The organism is Halosegnis marinus, assembly GCF_029338355.1.
In the GTDB taxonomy this organism is placed as follows: domain Archaea; phylum Halobacteriota; class Halobacteria; order Halobacteriales; family Haloarculaceae; genus Halosegnis; species Halosegnis marinus.
In genome coordinates, this window is the sequence record NZ_CP119803.1 from 136,173 (window position 1) to 155,274 (window position 19,102).

Genomic DNA, 19,102 nt, shown 5'->3' on the forward strand with positions numbered 1-19,102 from the left:
CCTCAGCCATAACGCACCCCGACAGCGATGGCGAACACGAACGCCGCGATGAACAGGAACAGCTGGGCTCCAAGCGTGGCCACCGTCACGGGCCCGAGCACGGGAATGGTGACCGTGCCACCCAAGGCGAGAAAGCCGAGCCCGATCCCGAAGAGGTTGCTTGCAACGAGCGGTGCTTCCTCGAACAGGCCGAAGAGCTCGCCGGTGAGGATACCAGCTTGTGAGGCCGCCAGAAAGCCGATCGTGAGCGCTCCCAGGGTAGCTAGCCGGGCGCCTGTAAGGACGCTTTCAGCGAGGTTCGTGAGCCGGTCAACGAATTTCTCGCCGAATCGCTCGACAGTCGGCGCTCGTTTCGTCGCTGTGTAGATGTCGAGAGCCCACCACGTGGGGATGAGCGCGATAAGGACCCCGGCGATGACCCACGGCGTCGCCAACGGATTGTTGATGGCCGTCAGGATCTCCGGGCGATTGAGCATGAAGCCCAGCCAGACGGTGGCTGCAAGGACGAGGGCAGCCGTTACGTTCAGCCACCATGCGGCCCCGAGGATGAGCACACCTGCGAATCCGAATCGGAGGTAGCGGGTCGGCAGCTCGCCACCTTCGAGGATCCGATAGAGCGGCTGCGCCTCGCCGATCACGACGAACATGCCGAGGACAAGCGCGAGGAGCGTTCCAAGGGCGCCGAGCCGACGGCCGGTTTGCCCCGATATCGCCGAGGCTTTCGACGCTACAGCCGACCCCCGACCCTTCGCCACCTCCTGGGTGCCCCCGCGAAGCTTCATCAGAAACTGTTGGACCTTCCCGGGCGCACCGGTGTCCTGTTTCGGCCCGTTAGGCGCCATGCTGTCGCACCCCCTCCAGTCGGTACCAGTGGTCGTCCGACGCCGGCCGCCGACGGCTAGCGTCGTGTTGTACTCGATCGGCTGCGTGTGTGTCAGTCATTGGTTCATGATTGGCGCGTCTTCCGTTGCCGTCGCCGTCGGCGGATGAGGAAGATCGCAAACTGCGCGACGCCGAACGTGACGACGGCCGTCACGACCAGCATCTCTGCTTGATCGGTCGAGATCCACGACAGCGAGGGTGCGGCAAACCGGCCGAAGTAGAGGATCGGCGAGAACCACGTACCCGTGTCGAAGATGACGAAATGGCCGAGGCCAAACATCAGATGCCAGGCGCTTGCGGCCAAGCCCGTGACGGCACTTGCAAGGCCGACGACGAGCTTTTTCGATCGCTTTCTGGGGAGTGGTGGGCTACTCATGGCCGGACCTTTGGAAGTGAAAACGGGAGGAGGGCGATCGCAAGTCCCCCGAGCATGACAACCCCGATGGTGATGCCCGCCGCAGCTGCGACGACGAGGAGCGCCCCGGCCGGCCCCGGTGTTCGTGCGATGCCGTTGATGATAGTCGCTAGACTGCTCGCAATCGCGCCTCCGATGTGTGTCCCGATGTCGCCGACAATCCCACCGAGGAGCCGGGGTAGATCGCTCAGCGAGAGAATATCACAGGTCTCGCCTCTTGGATTCGTACAGATGAAGCGCGTTGCTGGGACGGGGAGGCCAACGAGATAGCGGCCAACGGCCAAGCCTTCAATGAGGATAGCGTACAGCGTGGCTCCAAGTACAGAGACAAGGATGCCTGTGACGAATCGGGCCGGGTGATTGCCGACTGCGATGAGGAGGTCGGACACTTCGCCAAGCTGGCTGACCCAATCCGGTGCGATTCGTTCCCAGAGCCGCTCGTCGGCGATCGGTTCGCCTGTCTCTGGATCGCGGACCGTGACGCCCGTCTCCGTCCCGCTTGGGAGCTCGGGCCCACCGCTACCTGACATACTGAATCACCAGGTTGACGATGAACCCGATCACGAGCGTCAGCGCAACGGCGACGACGAATCCGAAGGCGGGCTGTGTGACTGCGTGGGCAGTTGCTGTGAAGGCGCGCTGAGCGACCCCAACAAGGCCCGGTGTCGTGACTGGAAACGGCCCAGCCTCACCGATAAATGCCAGCCCAAACAGTCCGGCAACCCCGTCGAAATACCCGCCAACGAGCCGGCTGAGCTGTGTGGCTGTATCGCTGGCAAACTGCGTGATGACGAGCGCAAGCAGTGAGAGTGGGGTGAAAACGAACGCGGTCAGGACACCGAGTGGTCCACGGTTCGTAATCCCGCCGATCAGCCGCACGCTCGGGAGGACTGTTCCGTTCTCGATTGATGTCTTGAGCGCGGCAGTCGACCCGCCAGGCGACCACGACCATCCCCCTGTCACGAATGACACGGAGTCGTGGGCCGTCCCATCGCCTCCCTCGGGAGCTTGTAGTTCCTCATCAGAGGCCACAGTCGGTCCCTCCTCGGTTGCTGGCGCTATGTCCCCCCTGCAGCCGATGTCGGAGAGGGTGGCCTATCATTGTCACTGCTCGTCGTTATCGCTGAAGAAGAACCCGAGGACGGGCACATTCTGCCAGAATGGAAGATCCGAATCAGCGAGATCGAGCGCGTACGTCCACATGACACCGCCGACTAAGACGGCCCCAAGCGCGAGGACGAAGCCGATCGATTCGGTTGCTACCCACCCGGCGGTCCCTTCGGCCCCGGCGTTCACGATGAGCGCAGAGCCGAAGCCAAGCGAGCCAAGCAGCTCTGCGAGGCCGGTGGTGAATTCGGCGATCATGGTGCCGCCGCCTTCGGCTGCGGCTCGCACCGGAGCGATGATGAGGAAGGCGAATCCGGCCCCGATCGCTCCGAGATAGCGCTTGAGCCAGCCCGTTACCCCGCCAGTGACGGTAGCTTGGTTGTCGACCAGCTCGCCGGAGTCCGGAACGCCGGACATCTTACGCCTCTGCCCTGCTCTTGCGCTTTTCGTTGCCCCACAGGAGCCCGATGCCCGTGACGATGCCGACGATGCCGCCACCGACTCCGAGGAGCTTGCCCCAGAGGTTCCCGAAGAAGCCACCGCCGCCCTGCGTCTGGGCAGAGGCCTGCATGGCTTCGTAGTCCTGCTCTGTGAGCTGGAGCTGGTAGTGGACGGTGATTGTCTGGCCAGGCTGCAGCGAGTCCGAAAGCGTGTGCGTGTCGCCCTCGCCAGTGTATAGGCCAGTCTTGTCGGTCCATGCGTCAGCCGAGATGTTTCCGAAGGCCGTGTCGCCCGTGCCCATCGCGACCGCAACGGCCTGGTAGCGACCGGGGCCAAGCGTTTGCGTGTCGTTCAGCCGAAGCTGGGAGTGAGTCAGATCGTACTGATCCGGGACCGTGAATTGCACGTACACGTCGCCTTCGTACGCGTACGAGGGATTGTTCTCAGCCTCCGAAATGTTGACCAGTCGGTTGTCGTCGGGTTGAAGCTCGGCACGATACTCGACCGCAAATTCGAGGTTGTGAATGGTCGCGTCCTCGAACGTCGGGCCGAGCGTGTCCATGTCCGTGACCATCACCATGCCACGTGGCTCGGTGATCGTCTCGGTAACCCACTCTTCGTCTGCGGTTTGGACTTTCTGCTCGCCAAACTGCCATTCGGACATCCGCTCGACGTTCAGGCCAGCGATTTCGAGATCGAGATCGCCGTGCATCACCGACACTTCGATGCGCTCGAGATCATCGAACGTGCCGTCCGACCCAGAAACGGTTTGAGTCGTAAGGTTTCCGAGCGGTTCCTGCCACACGGCGGGGCCGGTTTCGGAGGCGGCGACATCGTGCGAGCTCGCGTTCAGCGAATCGTCGATAGTCGTCGCTTTGTAGTCGCCGTCAGCGTCGACAAACCGGATCTGGGCTGTCGTGCCCGCATCGAGCGTGTTGATACGGAAAGCGACTTGCGCGACTCGCTTTGCCTCATCCGACGTGATCGACGGCGTGTCGGTCGCGAAGATGACTTCATCATCGGCGGCCATCGACCCGTCCGTCTGGAACCGGACGGCCTGCACGTTCGGTGCCGTCTCCGAGTCGGCGACCATCCCGAGGCTTGCATTCGCGCCTGCAACGCTCCACACAGTCGCGTCGACCGCGCTCACGTTCGCGTCCGATGTCGGGAACACCCGGTAGTCACTGGCATTGATCGCGACGGGAGAGAACGTGAACCGGTTCGGATGCTCGTCGTCTGTCGGAATAACGGCCGAGAGGTTCGCTGTCGAGCCGTCATTCGCCTCGTATCTCGTTGGATCGTCGCCGATATCGTACGTCGCGAGCGTGAGCCCCGACCCGTGCGTCCCTTCGTTGATCTGCGGCGATGGCGTCGTACCGTTATCGAAGCTGACCGCGGCCGCGGCGACGCCAGAGGCAGCGAGGAGCGCCACCATGGCGAGCGCGAGTACCGTGCGACCCCGCATCATCGATACATCTCCGTGTCCAGTGTCGTGTCGTGCATTCGGGGGTTCGTGTCGTCGGTGGCTGCGGGGTCACGCTGCTCGCGTTCCCATATGGCGACCCAGGGGTTGCTCGTGCGCCCGGTTCGTCGGTCGCCGATATAGCCGAGATCGCCGTGGGCGCCTTGGCTGGAATCAGGATCTACACTCACCGAATCATCATGGTCTACACACCATGGTTTGCCCAGGTAATCTACTGACTAGAACGTTGACAGCTTCGTGTACGCTCGATACGGACCGCAGTACAGTAGCTATCTGTAGTATCGAAACGACGGGAGGCTTTTGCAGTGCAGATGATACCTGTAGCTATGCCTCGCGACCTGTTCGACATACTCGCCGATGGCGGTGATCATCGAAACATCGTCGCGCTCAACGGTCAGGGGACGCCGGCGCTCTCGCTTGGTGTTGCGCTTGCCGATGAGCTCGACGCCGAGGTTGGTGACACTGTCGGCGTGCAAGTCGACCACGAAGAGCGGAAGCTCGAGGTGTTCTTCGGGCCGGAGCGGCCGGAGTAGGCGATTAAGGACATGACTGGGTCCCAAATATCGGGTCTCCTCGGCAAATACCGAGCCGGCTACACGCCGATTCCTTTCGCACTGTCGCTGCGGGCGTCTATATCCTTCATTCGACCTTGAGCTCGAATGTGGTCAGCCAAATCGGCGTACAGCGCGGCACAACTTTCGTCTGCAGTACGGTTTTCGGCCAGAGTCCCCAGGGTTTCGAAGTCACCGATCACGACTAATCGCTTGCGCGCGCGAGTGAGCGCTACGTTCAACCGCCGGGGGCCGACATCAGGAACGGTCAGGAAGCCACTGTTGTTTGCGGAGTTACTTCTGGTGAGTGAGAGAATGATTGCGTCACGTTGACTCCCTTGGAATGCATCCACGGTTTCGACTGTGACATCGTAGACATCAGGAATGCCGGACCGCTGTAGTTGCCGACGGATCTCAGTCACTTGGCCGCTGTAAGCTGCAATGACCCCGATCTCGTTCATTGCTGCGCCTTCAATGGCAAGAAGGCGTACTTGATCGACTGCAGCCTTTGCTTCCGCGGTGTTCAGGTATGAGTGACCAGAGGCGGTCGACTGTTCTTCTCCCTTAATGTTCAAGCCGATGAGTGGAGCTAACGTTCCGACTGTCCACGTTCGATTCCTGTCGGCGGTTGTTAGTCGACCATCGTAGAACGCCTCGTTCGGGAATGCTGCGATGTACTCATGCATCCGGTATTGGGTCGTGAGCATCTTCGTGATTGTAGACCCATACCGGTCAACGAGGGCTTCAAATAGTGAAGGGCGAACCGGGTCGGTAAGTGGGTTGTCGCTCCCTGAAAACGGTGGGAGCTGTTTGTGATCCCCAGCGAGCACTAACTTTGTTGCTGCGTTGAACACGATGGCTGCGGATGCTCGACTCGCTTGGGTCGCCTCATCAATGATCCCGATGTCGAACATGTCGGTGTCGAATTCTGCGGCTCCACTGGTGGTCGCGGCGACAATATTTGATTTCTTCACTGACTGCCCCTGGTAGTCCCGAATAACCACCTCGTTCCGCGAATTCTCTCCTACTCGGGCGATTGTGAGTGGTGAATCCGGCTCGCGGGCCAGAGCATGGAGAGTCCCGGGTGCGGGCTCGTCGATGCTACTATCTCCAACGAGCAGGTTGTCAACCGCTTGGTTCGTATGCGCTGTAACGAGAACGCGGTTTCCTTCAGCGATTGCCTCCACAATGACGGCTGTGAGCGTGCGAGTCTTGCCCGTCCCCGGTGGTCCATGAATGAGCATGCAATCCCGGGCAGCCCGAGCCCAGAGGACTGCATCTGCCTGTGACTCGTTCAATTCGAAGGGTGACTCGTTGCTATGTGATACTGCTCGCTCGTAGTCAACCGGACGGTGCCCGCACAGGAGCGATCGCTTTCGCTTCTTGCGTTTAACCCTACTCAACGCCTTTAGTTGCCGGTCAAACGGGAGCGGATTGAGGAGCTCGTGAAGCCATACGTCGTTGTTAGTATTCGTGAGCGCGGTATCGACGGCAGAATCGGCTGGGATCGAGTCCGTTCGGGAGACAAGCCACACCTCTGAATCCCGCGCGTAGACTGCCTCCATATCCACGGGGCACTGATGGTGACTCTGCGGACTTGCTGCTAAGTAGTAACTCCCCGAGTAGATCCCCATCCCCTCGTCATGAATCTTCGATCTCTTGTCTTCCCAGGGATCGTCCTCAGAGCCTTCACCGGCTCCAGTATAGGTAAACTTGTAGGCACGCTGTTGTTTGTATGGTTCAGTGCCCATCGGAATGAGCGGGCCAATGACGGCATCTGCGTCAATTGCGGCCTCCAGGCCGAGCTCACTGAATATTTCCCGATTTGTTTGCTCGGCTGCAGCTCTGTCCTGTCGGACAAGCGTCTCCATCTCGGTGAACAGCTTCGCAGCGTCAGCGTTGCTTAGTGGATCTTTGGCAGGAATCTGTGTGGGGGGAAGGTCTTCTGGAGGAACCATCCCAAGCTCTTCTGCATGCTCTGGTAACCACCACTTCAATCGGGGGGCGAACGATGCGTTAGTGAGCTTGTGCGCCTGCACACGTCGGAGAGAGCCAAATTTGTTGTCTTGAAAGCCTACCTGATTGGTACTTGGCTTATATACGACAAAATCCGACGTGAGCTTTGGCCGTTTCGCGTGAAAGAGTGGTACAACATACATCGAATGTTTCCACTTGATTTGATAGAAGCTGACTGCGGCCTCGCAAGCCCGCCTGACGTCGATACGCTCGGACTGCTTTTGTCCTTCGTTATACTGGATAGATAGTAGATTGCTGCCTTTCCGTGACCAGTTGGTGAATATGTTTTGTCCCATCGTTTATATCGAAATTGTCCCAAATCGGTACTGGCAGCCACCTTGGCTTCCTCCGAGGTGTGAGAATGCGCTCCGTGCCGTCATTCAGTGAGTGTCCATCCCATTTCCGCTGCGGTGACACCATGCTCCCGCAGGAACCGACGCTGCCGGTCCGCTGGCCAACTGTCGCCATACTCTCGTGCGGAGCGCATTCGCTTGCCATCTGCCTCACCCATGTGCCGATTGTCCCGCCTGTTCCGGCCTTGTTGCTTCCCCGATTGTTTCGATTTGCCCGGTGGCTGCTTGCTTTGATTTGGGGAGTCAGCCTTCCCCTGCCTTTGTCTCCGATTACGTTCTACCCTTCGTTCGTGTTGGGCTCGGCGTTCACCCTTCGACAACGGGATTTCAATGTCGTCTTCCGGGTTGAAGCTCGCGCCATCTTGCCGATCATGATGCGTGCCCTGCGAGTCGCCGACAGTCCCCGGCATCGACTCCCCAATCCCGAAGCTTGGATACCGCTTTTTCCGATCACCCATGGCCGCCCGAAGCGAGATGACATCATAAGTATATCTGCCGTTACACGATTTTGTTGCCTCAAAAACACCTAGTTTAGCTAATCAATCTTGGCAAGTTGACGAATATGGGGCTACGCTTCCTCCTCTCGTGATCCCATACAGATGACGGACGACAGCTGGTGTTGACGACGCCACAGCCGCATCCGGCGAAGAGGTGACCAGCGACGACCCGGAAGGTACGATTTGTCCACTACGATTAGCGCGCCCTCGAACAGTAGCAGTCTATGAGTCAATTTCCCCCGTTCTTTCCCCATCAGCATCCATCTTGCTCAAGTGATCAGGACTGTTGCCCTCCCTGCCGTCTGGATTCTCCTTGGAATCAACCTGGTCGTTGAACGACGCTACCGTGACGATCCATCAGTGATGATCCGGTATATCTGAGGATTACGACTCTTCAGGATGACTATCGGTTGACTCGGCTAGCGGCTAAAACGGACTCGTGAGCCAGCTGTGGTCATCTGCTTGGGCTTCCACCTGTCGTCCGAACACATCGCGAAGGGGATAGGGGTGCCATCGACCCAGAGATCGTACTCGTTGCCGCGATCGCTGCGGTGGATGTCTGCCTCGACGGCAAACTGGATGATCGGTGAGTCAGCGTGTTCGAGATCATCGCCCTTGCGATCCATCGTGCGCCGAAGCTCCGTGATGAAGTCCGGTCGCGTAAAAGCGGATTCAAGATTGACGACCGTCACCTGCGTGGGGAGATCATCGTCCTCGAGGAGCTCGACAAACGCATCCACAGGAAACTGCGTCGGAAACGTCTCATACTGCTCCCGTTCGACGATATTGTAGACGCCCGGGATCTGGCCGCGTTTCGGCATGATGATTGATTAGAATATCTGTGGGGGCTCGAATGAAGGTACCGGTGGCGAGTGGCGATGTGGGGACGGTGGGCGACTACTCTTTCGTGAATTCAGCGTCGACGATGATACTGTGGGCGTCGTCACTGAGCCCTTCGAAAAACGCTGTCAGCTCGGCCGCGGGTTGGTTCGCCTCAAGTGCGAGCTCGATCGTCGTATGTTCCACCGTGGCCGTGTCCTGGAGCTCGGCCGGCAGGCCCCATCCTCGGGGAGGGTGAATTCGATCGTCGCGTGGTTGACCGATCCCTCGTCCTGTTCTCGGTTCCACTTGTCGCGGAGATCGGCCGCCGAGCCCCCGTTGTAGTGGAATTCCCAGATGAGCTCCTCGTCGGACTTGGGCGTGCTAAACGGATAACCGGGCATCCACTGGCCGGGATCCGTCGACCCGTTGTTCGCGATGACATACGCCGGGTCGCTGTCGGTCCCGAGATGCTGTAGCAGATACGTCTTGATCGCAGCCTCGGGAGCGGAGCTGCCAAAACGGGTGTGCAAGTCGTCGATGGTGAAATTGGTGTCCGAGTCAAGCGAGCCGATGTAATCGTCGATCTCGGCTGCGATCGCGCCGGAAACACTCGGCACGATCGTCATCTCGAACACATCCCGATCGCCGAGGGAGTCGACATAGCCGTTCTCCGTGCGGAGGAGATGCTGCTCGCTGAGGAGCGTCATCACGGCCTCCGTGACTGCTTGCTCTGTGTCCTCGGCGGGGAGATACACGCTCGTGTCGCCACGGATCGCTCGAAGAACGGCCTCTACTGACGCTTCCCCAGTGTCGTCGATCGCCTCACGCAGCCGCTCGGCCACTGCCGACGGGCCGATCTGTGTGGCACGCGAGACATCCCGAACGGTACCGTCCAGCTGGGGTTCATCGAGGAGCTCTGCCCCCCTGGCGATCACGTAGCCGTCGTCGTTCGTCAGCCGGCCGATCGCCATGAACAACAGATCCTTTTCGTCGCCCTCGATCCGGACTTGGGTCTTCGAGGTGAGTGTGTTGTAGTAGTCGCCGATCGCGAGCTCCGTTGTCCCGGCGGAAAACTGCCCGCGGATGTCATCGATCACATCGTCGATCTCCCAGACATCGATGTCGGCCTCAAGCACGAGCTTCGTCTGGGGCGTCAGCTGATCGAGATCGGTGCTAAAGCCGTCTGTCGGCGTGTGGAGCAAAATGGGCTTGTCAACGAGGCCGCCGTTCTTCGCGGCATCGAGGACATCGCCAGTGCCGCCGGGGATCGGGAGCGCTGGCTTGGTGAGGAACTCCTCGTAGATAGCCTGGATTGTCGTCTCGCCCTTGCGTTCAAGCAGATCTTCTGCGATCGGCCAGATGTGTGACTCGAGATCGAACGGGTCGGCCGCGGCCTCGTCGATGAGCGTCTTGGCGCTGTACTCGTCCTTATCCTCGTCAAGAACAAACACGTCCAGCTGCATCGGCGTCGCCATCTCGAATTCATTCAGCAAGTCATCGCCATCGATGACGTCTCCGTACGCGAGCCGAAGCTCCTTGCGGAGCTCCTGCTCTTCTTGCTCTTTCATGTTCTTGATCCGGGCTCGGATCCCATCATCGAGGCCCTGGTCGGCGAGCACCTGGCGAGCACCCTCAACGTAGCGCGCCTTGTCGATGTAGCGGGTGCCCGATTCGATCGCATCGCCTTCGTTCGGTTGGACGAAGATGAACGTGTTACGCCAGGAACGCCCACGGCCGTCGTTTGTGATAACCGCACGGACGCGTTCCGGCGTCCACTCCTCACTGTGGATAATCACCTTCACCTGGTTGGTGTCGGGAATCTTCGAGAGCTCATCCGGGCGGAAGCCGACGGTGTAGGAATGCGGCCCGAAGAGCTCGCTGACCATATCCGCGATTTCGCCTTTGGCGGCCCGTTCGGAGACATCGCTGGCTGCATTGCGAATCAGCGCGTTCGGGTTCCGCTTATCACGAATCGCATACTTGCCGTTCAGCTTGTGGAGGTGCCAGGCGACACCGTGGATCTGCTCAAGCTGGATGTAGATATCCGAGATCCGGTTGTTCGTCTGGTAGGTCCCCATGACGATCTCGGACACGTCCGCGCCCTCACCCTGGCTGTCGTTGAGCGAGTAGAGGAGGATCGTGTTCAGGATCCGCCGGCCGAAGTCGATACTCGCATCCAGCCGCTTGATATCGTTGACACAGGCGGTCGGGCGGGCGAAGTCGATTTTGATGAGCTCGTCTTCGAACTGCTCGGCGTCGATATCGCCGTGAGTGATGAGATCCGTCTGGTCCTGCAGCTCCAAGAGCAGCGTCGAGAACAGATAGATCATCCCGCGAGTGTTTTGGTTCTCATCGCCGGCATAGTACCGCGACTCGAGCGTCTCGATGAGCGCCGGATGGAACGGGTACAGCTCCAGCATCTCGTCGCGCGTGACGGCCTCATCGTCGACGTAATCCGAGCGGTGGTACGCCTCGAGATAGCCGTCGATGATGTCGCTCGCGGGCCCTTCCTCGACCCCGTCGATCAAGCGGTGGAGGAGGACATCTTCCTTGCTCACCTTACTGTCCATGTTCACCTGGACTGCATCCTCCCGATTGAGGATATCATGGACTTTGGAGCCGCGGCGAAGCACCGAGGCAATGGTGAACAGATCGAGCGACTCGATCGCTGTCGCCTCCATGAGGGCCTGGAGGAACCCCCGGTTTGCGGACTCTAGGTCTTTGTCCAGGGTGTCAAACCAGTCTTCGAGCTCGTCGATGATGAACGCGACCGTCCGATCGCCAACGGCCTCCTGGATGGTCTTGATGTCCGGGTAGCCGCCGGTATCGAAGTCACCGGGGTCGGCATCGAGGCCTTCGAAGAATGGCTCCCACAGGTAGTCATAGTCGTTGTTCTCGTACTGCATCGCGACGGTGATCGCCGTCGCATCCTCGGGGAGCGCCGCCTGGAGCCCGTCGACGTTTCCTTTATCGGCGGCCCACTCGCCGGCGACGCGTGGTGCGGCAAAGCAGTGATACAGCGCCACCATCTGGTGGGACTTCCCGAACCGTACGGCCCGTAGAGTACGTGCGCCTTTCGCGGGTCATCGCCGTTGAGTGAATCACGAAGGATCGAGAGCGTCTCCTGTAGACCCTGGGTCGTGACCGTCCGCTTGAAGAAGGTATCCGCATCCGCCTCAAATTCGTCCTCGTCGTCGATATTATAGAGTTTGACCTGGCCATCAATGCGGCCCTCCTCCCGGAGCTCCTCGCTGAGTGTGACAGTGTCAGCGAGGGTTTGCGTCAGCGAATCCGCGTTTGCCATGTAATTGTGTGAACCCGGGCGGGTGCTCGGATAAACATGGCGGTCAGCTGGTGCATGAAACGATCCCTCTGGCGATTAGCTCACAGATCAGTGGTGTCTCGCTCTGCAAGCAACCGCCGGTATGTTTCGTCGCCAGTGGCATCTGCCAGGCGACTGGCGAGCGCTTGGAGGCCCTCATCGTCGCGCCACGCATCGAGCTGGGGCTGGAGTGACTCGCCACGCTCGAAGCGCCGCCGTAGGAACTGCAGCTTCACGAGCGGGGTCACGTTCGTCTCGTTCGCGACACAGTGGTCGACATAGCGGATGCGGGCGGGCGCATCCCACGTACCGAGCTGGGGGCCCTCAGGTGACTCGATGATGAGGCGACGCTGTTGGAGCGTGTCCATGTCGACGTTTGTCCCCCGGATGCTGTCATGAACGGCGGCGATGTCGTCGGGCATGTCGTCGAGTAGATCGAGGAAGATGTCCGTTGCGGTGAGCTCACCGGCGTCTTCGATCAGCGTAAACATGGCCTCGACAACTGCCCTGGCATCCATAGGCTCGCCGTCCTGTTCGATCCGGCCTGCATGCTCGCTGTAGCGGCGCAGACACGCACCAAGTTCTAGGACGCCCCGCTCACCCTGGGAGAGTGAGCGTTCGCGCTCGAGCGTTTCTCGAAGCTCGCCGACGTCTCGATGCATCTCGCGACGAAGGGCTCGCCAGCTGGTCGGGGTCGGTTGCTCGACTCTCGGGACAGCAACGACAAGCACATCGAATTCAGCATCACTCGCGTCCGTGAAGCTCGGCACGTTCACCGACAGGGGGTACAGCTGCTCGATCGTGAACCCCGCATCACAGACGGTGTCAACCAGTGTACCCCACGCTGCCGCGTCGGTGTAGCGATACGTGAAGGCGAGGAGGCCATCATCGGCGAGCTGGCGCTCCATCGTCGCGAAGGCCTCGGCGAGATCGGCTTCAAAGTCGGATGCGCATTGCTCTGTGAACGGATTCTCGACGATGCTACCCGTGCGTGGGGTCAGCGCCGGCGCAAACGCCTCGTAGCGATCGCCCAGGAGCTGCCGTTGCCAGACGTAGAAGTAGTCGGCGAGATCCGCATACAGGAGCTGGTCGTAGTAAGGCGGGTCCGTGATGATCAGATCCACCGGTTCCGAGAGCTCGACATCTCGCATATCGGCTTGGTGGAGCTCACTATCGGTCTTGATGGGCGTGGTGAACCTCGCGGTTGCAGTATCGCCCTCTGGTGTCAGGTACCGATCCGTGGGGGCATGCGCGTACTCGATGCCATCGCGAACCATCTGGACCGATTTTCGGAACGTGCCCATCCCGTAATCAGTCCCCCACGGATTGGCCTCGGCTGGACGAGTGACGGGGTCGAACGTGTTCGTCTGGAACAGATCGTTGATGTGGTTCTTAGAGGCCTGGTAGCCGACGAGCATCGTGTTGAATCGGAGCATATCAGAAAAGGCGAGCAAGAGATACTCCTGGATGAGCGGCTCCTCGACGTCGTCGATCGCGCGAAGCAGCGTGGCAAGCGCGAGGAGCTGCCGGTCGTTGTAGCAGTCCGTCCACGCTGTGTACCCGTGTTGGAACAGATCGTTGCCGGAGATCGATGATGCGGCCGTGATCGCTCCTTCGGGAATCGGGTCATCTGGTACATACTCACGAAGCTCATCGCTGGCGGCCCACTCGTCGGCGGCTGTCTCGTAGCGCTCGCGATCGGCGTCTGAGGCGGCCTTGTACCCTTTCGCGGGGGAGTCGCGATCGCCATCACACGTCGGACAGTAGTACTCGATCGCGTAGAGACGCTGGCTGTAGCCGCCCTGCTCGGCGACCGCATCGGTCACGGGGTACCGTTGGCCGCAGTGACGGCAGGCGTACTCGCCGCCTCCAACGGTCCCCGCCGACGGGTCGAACGTCGTCTCACAGTCCGTGCAGGTGGTTTCGGCCTCCCAGTCATCAGTGTAGACAAGCGCCTCACAGTCCGGGCAGTGGACCAGATACTCGCCCTTGTGGTCGTACCGACCGTTCGCGACGCGGCGATCCGAAAAGAGGGGGACTGTGTCACCACACGAGACACAGTCTAACTCTTTCACCCACAGCGCATGCATGACATCAGCCGTGTGGTCGTCACTGGCGTGGGGGCAGGGTGTCTGATAATGGTTGGTCAGCTCCTCGGCCACCTCGGCTGTGACCGACTCGAAGGCCGCATCGAACGCGTCGAGCTCGACGCTGCTTGCGCCCAATTGCGTCTTCGTGACAAACCACGCGACGGGATTGAGATCGGTGCCGATCACATCCGCGCCAAAGCGTGCGGCTTCGGTGAGGAACGTGCCACCGCCCATGAATGGGTCGTAGACGCGGACATCGTCGATCGTGATGTCGCTGGTGTACCAGGGCCACAGGGCGTCGGGATCAGTCGCAGAGACGGCATCGATCGCGCCGGCCAGCGCCGACTCATCGGGGCCGTCAAGCGTTATCTGCCTCCCCTCGCCGTGGATTGTGGTCGCGTCCGCATCGGTGATGAGTCCGTACAGGGAGATCGCCCGTCCGACACTGCCGAGGCGGCGGGCCCACCATTTGTGCATCGTGTAGATCGGCCGGTAGTGGCGCTTTGCGCGTCGCTCCCGCTCAGCTATCGCAGAGATACGCTCGATGGGAAAGCCGCGTTCGAGCGGTCGCCGGCCAGACGCAGAATCATCGGGGGCGACATAGGTGATATCCGCATGTGGACGCTATCCCGTTAAACTGTACCGGGCTTTGACGCCCGGCCCGAGACGAATCGTTATGTCGGTTGGCTAACTCACGCTTGGTATGCCAGAGTCGGGCGCGGGCGATGACTCACGATTCGTGACGGTCGAGCGGACCGACCATATCGCGGAGTCGCTCACCGAATCCGAAGAGGGAGCGTCATCGGACGGTGTCCTCGCCGCGTTTGCCCGGAGGGTCGCGGCCGGTGAGTCGGACACGGCGCTCCAAGCGCTCGACCAGCTCGATCGGACAGATGTCAAGCTCCTCGAACACCAGGTGAATGCGGCATATCGAGCGCTGTTTGAGATGAACGGCACTGCCTTGCTAGCCGATGAGGTTGGCCTGGGGAAGACGATCGAAGTCGGGATGATCCTCAAAGAGATGCACCACCGGGACACCTCCGGATCGGTGTTGATCCTGACCCCCGCACAGCTGGCCAAGCAATGGCAAGGTGAGCTGTCGGAGAAATTTGGACTCGAGTATGTCTGCAATTACGACGATGAGTTTGTGGACTTCGCCACCCATGATCACGTGATCGCGTCGATCGACACGGCGAAAAGCGATCGCCACCGAGAGACCGTGCTTGCGCGCGACTGGGACGTCCTTGTGTTGGATGAGGCCCACTACGTGAAAAACGAGGAGACGGAGCGGTACTCACTGATCGACCAGCTGCGCTATCGGTATGCGTTTTTCCTCACGGCGACACCGATCCAAAACGAGCTGACGGATCTGTACAATATCATCTCGTTGCTGCGCCCGGGGCTGTTCGGCACACGAGACGTCTTCCACAACTACTTCGTCGACACGAATGACACGCTGGTCAACACTGAGGAGCTTCAGCGACGGCTCGGGCAGGTGATGATCCGAAACCGTCGCGCGGAGACAGATATCGACTTCACCGATCGCCATATCGACACGCGTACGTTTCCGCCGACCCCGGCCGAGCGCGAACTATACGAGCTTGTAACGGAGTACGTGACGGGTGCGTATAGCCAGGATCAGGGGCAGAAGCTCGTGTTGATGCTCCTCCAGAAGGAGGTGGTTAGCAGTCCGGCGGCGCTTCGTGGAACTATTCAAAAGCAGCTCCATGACCAGGAGCATCTCGACTCACGTGACGATCTCCGGTCGATTCTGGATGCGATCGATGCGATCGAGACAAACACGAAACAACAGCGCCTCACCGATATCATCGACCAGGCCCGTGAGACGGTCGACAAGGGGCGTGTGATCGTCTTTACCCAATTCCGGGCCACGCAGGCCACACTGCTTGCGGGGCTCGCAGACGCTGGCTACACCACACACGCGTTCCACGGTGGCCATTCAAGCGCGGAAAAGGAGACGATCGTCGCGGATTTCGAGCGCGAGGGTGGCATTCTCGTCTCGACGGACGCCATGAACGAGGGCCGAAACCTCCAGTTTTGCAATATTATGGTGAACTACGATCTGCCGTGGAACCCGATGAAGGTCGAACAGCGAATTGGGCGAATTCATCGGATCGGCCAGGATCGCGACGTCTACGTGTTCAATATGGCGCTTGAAGGGACGATCGAAGAGTACGTACTTGAGCGACTGTACAGCAAGATCGATCTGTTCCAACAGACGGTGGGCGAGCTCAGTACGATCCTTTCGGGGCTTGAGCAATCCGGCCAGAGCTTCGAGGACGCAATCTTCGAGCGGCTCCTCGATGCTGGGTCGCAGATCGAATTAGAGAACGACTTCGACGCAATGGCCGTCGATCTGAGCGAACAACAGGAGCTTGCCTCGAAAATGGCCGAATTCAACGATGGCGTGTTTGCGGGGTTCGATCTGGGTGCGGATCGTGATATGCCGGCGGGTGGGGTAGCAGGGGCTCAAACACGGTTGGGTGATCACGAGTGAGTCCACGACAAGCGACTGTCGATGGAGACCGCGCGCTTGAGCGCTCGCCCACGCATGTGAAGCAGGTATTGCGTGCGGTGTGTGTGGGCGCCGATGTCGAGCTTGTCGAGGGGGAGCCTACATGGACGGTTCGCGGGGCTGGTGAGTCGCTGCCGGCGCCACTCGCAGAGCGGCTTGCTGCCGCTACGGGCGAGATCGAGCTGTGGCTAACGCCAGGAGAGGAGGAACCTACAGGGCCGAACCAATACGACTGCACACCCGAATCGACCCTTGCAGGGGCGCTGTTAGACTCGGTTGGCGCTGGGCCGCCGTGTGCGATACCGCTCTCTGAATCAGTGCTCGATGAGCCAGTGCCTGAGTGGATCGACGCCTCCTCGCTGTCGGTAGTGGATCGGAAGTTTTCACCGTACTTCACGAAACAGGGCGTCTGGTGTCTGGTCGAAGTGTCGATCGAGACGGTCAGTGAATTCGAGCGGGACTTCCTGGTGAGTGTTGGAGTGGATGCTGACACAGGGGAGCCGTTGCCGTTGCTGGCCGAGGTGGGGGATGTGGTCACACAGTCGCCCGCACATCCGGGCGTAACCGAATCGGAGCCGACAACTGTTGATGCGGAGGTGTTTGCAGCCGCTCACGAGCGGGCGCATGCAGTGACTGAAGCAACGGTTGACGAGATCCAAGAGCAAGCCGGGAACGCTGCAGGTGTTGAATTCGAGGAGTATCTGGAGGTGCAAGCAGAGCGACTCGAGACGCTTCGCAAGGAACGCGAACGGCTTGACGAAGAGCTTGCCTCAATTCGATCGGCACTAGAGGCGGCAACAGAGCGAGCCGAGCGGTTAGAGCTGTTGGACGATCAGGAAACTCGCCAGGAGGAGCGTTCCGATGTGGTTGCAGAGCTAACTGAACTCGAGGAGGCTCGACGAGATGGATTCCCGGCGTATCAACAGAAAATCCGGAACCGGCACCGAATCAACGCCGAGTATACGATCGTCGCGTCGCTCGTGATCCCGTACCAGAAGGGCGATCTCGAGCTGACGGTGACCGATGGGGCGGAAACGTGTGTAGTTTCGCAGATCTACGGACACGAGGCAGCGTTCTTCGAGGCACCGTCGTGTGGGCGGTGTGGAGAGACCCTTGGTGCGGGTGGGGCGAGGATCGTTGAGGGGGAGCTGCGCGGGCTGGATTGTGGGTGTTAGGGGCATTCGTTCGTAGTGGCTACGAACACGATGGTGCTTGTCACACCTGTACAGGTGCATCTATACCACTCAGACACAGAAACCGGTGCGGCAACCGGCTTCGAACTTCAACCGATCTCGGCGCGTCTGTAACGCCGCTCGCGCGCTTCCAGAGCATCGCTCCGGGGTGGCTTCAACCCCACCACGGTGCGTCTGTAACGCGCTCACAGCCCGGCCACCTCCGGGTTCAGTACGACGCTTCAACCCCACTACGGTGCGTCTGTAACGTGCCGGCCACCCGCGCGAAAGTCACACCTACGAGCTTCAACCCCACTACGGTGCGTCTGTAACTGGGCCGCGTCGGCGGATTTGACGTGTTCGGATTATCGCTTCAACCCCACTACGGTGCGTCTGTAACGTCGGACTCGGCCGCTTCGTGGAGGCCGACGATGCGCTTCAACCCCACTACGGTGCGTCTGTAACCTCCTCGTGGTGCAGGATGACCGCCACCGCGAGCGGGAGCTTCAACCCCACTACGGTGCGTCTGTAACGTCGCCCGGCCCGGCCTGAACCCTGCTATTATGAACGTGCTTCAACCCCACTACGGTGCGTCTGTAACAGCGCGCTCTCTTCTTCATCAGCGCCACGTCCATGCTTCAACCCCACTACGGTGCGTCTGTAACACTGCAAACGGATTCGGCACTGTTGTTGTTAATCACGCTTCAACCCCACTACGGTGCGTCTGTAACTCGCTTCCCGAAGCTCGGCGTGCGTCTGGACCTCGAAGCTTCAACCCCACTACGGTGCGTCTGTAACGTTCGGCCCCTCTATCCGAAGCTTCGGCCCCTCGACGCTTCAACCCCACTACGGTGCGTCTGTAACCGCGCCGTCGATGGTGACGGTTTCAGAGGTAGACGTCTTCAACCCCACTACGGTGCGTCTGTAACAAAGTCGAAGCCCCGACTCGCTCCTTTCCATGGTGCTCTTCAACCCCACTACGGTGCGTCTGTAACGGATGGCGAGCTGGTCGTTGCCGTTCGCGTAGATGCCTCTTCAACCCCACTACGGTGCGTCTGTAACACGCCCGCCATGACCCCAACCGAGAGGCTGTTCGCTCTTCAACCCCACTACGGTGCGTCTGTAACCAGGTTTCGATCGGTGTGTCCCATTCGGTGTCTGTTCTTCAACCCCACTACGGTGCGTCTGTAACGCGCTCGCCTCGGCGATTACCATAGTCGGAGCGCTTCTTCAACCCCACTACGGTGCGTCTGTAACACAGGTCGAACGGGTTGCGCGGCGGCGAGTGATTTCTTCAACCCCACTACGGTGCGTCTGTAACCGGCGACGGTCAGGTCGTTCTCGACCGGCGTCGGGTCTCTTCAACCCCACTACGGTGCGTCTGTAACCCGGTGCGACCCTCCCATCCCCTTCCG

The 19,102-nt window shown here is 60.1% G+C and carries 13 protein-coding genes and 1 CRISPR repeat array (1 of these 14 running past the window's edge); of the genes, 3 read left to right on the forward strand and 10 right to left on the reverse strand.

Annotation, left to right across the window (positions count from 1 at the left end):
- Window positions 1–2: 2 nt before the first annotated feature.
- The 6 genes from P2T37_RS15330 to P2T37_RS15355 form a co-directional block, all read right to left on the reverse strand.
- Window positions 3–782, reverse strand: coding sequence for a hypothetical protein (locus P2T37_RS15330; protein ID WP_276236261.1), 780 nt, complete (start codon window positions 780–782; stop codon window positions 3–5).
- A gap of 164 nt (window positions 783–946) precedes the next feature.
- A complete protein-coding gene (locus P2T37_RS15335; RefSeq protein WP_276236262.1) occupies window positions 947–1,258 on the reverse strand; it encodes a hypothetical protein in 312 nt (103 codons plus the stop codon).
- Complete coding sequence (locus P2T37_RS15340; protein WP_276236263.1) at window positions 1,255–1,827, reverse strand: hypothetical protein; 573 nt, start codon at window positions 1,825–1,827, stop codon at window positions 1,255–1,257. The genes P2T37_RS15335 and P2T37_RS15340 overlap by 4 nt, the downstream gene beginning before the upstream one ends.
- Window positions 1,817–2,329, reverse strand: coding sequence for a hypothetical protein (locus tag P2T37_RS15345; protein WP_276236264.1), 513 nt, complete (start codon window positions 2,327–2,329; stop codon window positions 1,817–1,819). The genes P2T37_RS15340 and P2T37_RS15345 overlap by 11 nt, the downstream gene beginning before the upstream one ends.
- Before the next feature lie 72 nt (window positions 2,330–2,401).
- Entirely contained in the window at window positions 2,402–2,821 is a 420-nt protein-coding gene (locus P2T37_RS15350; protein ID WP_276236265.1) for a hypothetical protein, read from the reverse strand.
- A gap of 1 nt (window position 2,822) precedes the next feature.
- A complete protein-coding gene (locus tag P2T37_RS15355; protein ID WP_276236266.1) occupies window positions 2,823–4,280 on the reverse strand; it encodes a hypothetical protein in 1,458 nt (485 codons plus the stop codon).
- Window positions 4,281–4,654: 374 nt separating this feature from the next.
- Between P2T37_RS15355 and P2T37_RS15360 the strand changes: the two genes are divergently transcribed.
- Window positions 4,655–4,861, forward strand: a complete 207-nt coding sequence (locus P2T37_RS15360) for a hypothetical protein (protein WP_276236267.1) — start codon at window positions 4,655–4,657, stop codon at window positions 4,859–4,861.
- Between the two features lie 59 nt (window positions 4,862–4,920).
- Here P2T37_RS15360 and P2T37_RS15365 read toward each other — a convergent pair whose 3' ends face one another.
- From P2T37_RS15365 to P2T37_RS15380, 4 genes are all read right to left on the reverse strand, one after another.
- A complete protein-coding gene (locus tag P2T37_RS15365; RefSeq protein WP_276236268.1) occupies window positions 4,921–6,918 on the reverse strand; it encodes an AAA domain-containing protein in 1,998 nt (665 codons plus the stop codon).
- A gap of 1,246 nt (window positions 6,919–8,164) precedes the next feature.
- A complete protein-coding gene (locus P2T37_RS15370) occupies window positions 8,165–8,566 on the reverse strand; it encodes a DUF8076 family protein (protein WP_276236269.1) in 402 nt (133 codons plus the stop codon).
- Window positions 8,567–8,713: 147 nt separating this feature from the next.
- Entirely contained in the window at window positions 8,714–11,596 is a 2,883-nt protein-coding gene (locus tag P2T37_RS15375; RefSeq protein ID WP_276236270.1) for a DUF499 domain-containing protein, read from the reverse strand.
- Window positions 11,597–11,951: 355 nt separating this feature from the next.
- A complete protein-coding gene (locus P2T37_RS15380) occupies window positions 11,952–14,588 on the reverse strand; it encodes a DUF1156 domain-containing protein (RefSeq protein WP_276236324.1) in 2,637 nt (878 codons plus the stop codon).
- 94 nt (window positions 14,589–14,682) lie between these two features.
- On the opposite strand from P2T37_RS15380, the gene P2T37_RS15385 reads away from it, so the two are divergent.
- Both P2T37_RS15385 and P2T37_RS15390 read left to right on the forward strand, forming a co-directional pair.
- Window positions 14,683–16,497, forward strand: a complete 1,815-nt coding sequence (locus P2T37_RS15385) for a DEAD/DEAH box helicase (RefSeq protein WP_276236271.1) — start codon at window positions 14,683–14,685, stop codon at window positions 16,495–16,497.
- Window positions 16,498–16,580: 83 nt separating this feature from the next.
- Window positions 16,581–17,690 carry a hypothetical protein gene (locus tag P2T37_RS15390; protein WP_276236272.1) on the forward strand — a complete coding sequence of 370 codons (1,110 nt, stop codon included), beginning with the start codon at window positions 16,581–16,583 and terminating at the stop codon, window positions 17,688–17,690.
- A 169-nt stretch (window positions 17,691–17,859) separates the two neighbouring features.
- Window positions 17,860–19,102: a CRISPR direct-repeat array (repeat unit 30 nt; unit sequence GCTTCAACCCCACTACGGTGCGTCTGTAAC) (it continues 169 nt past the right edge of the window).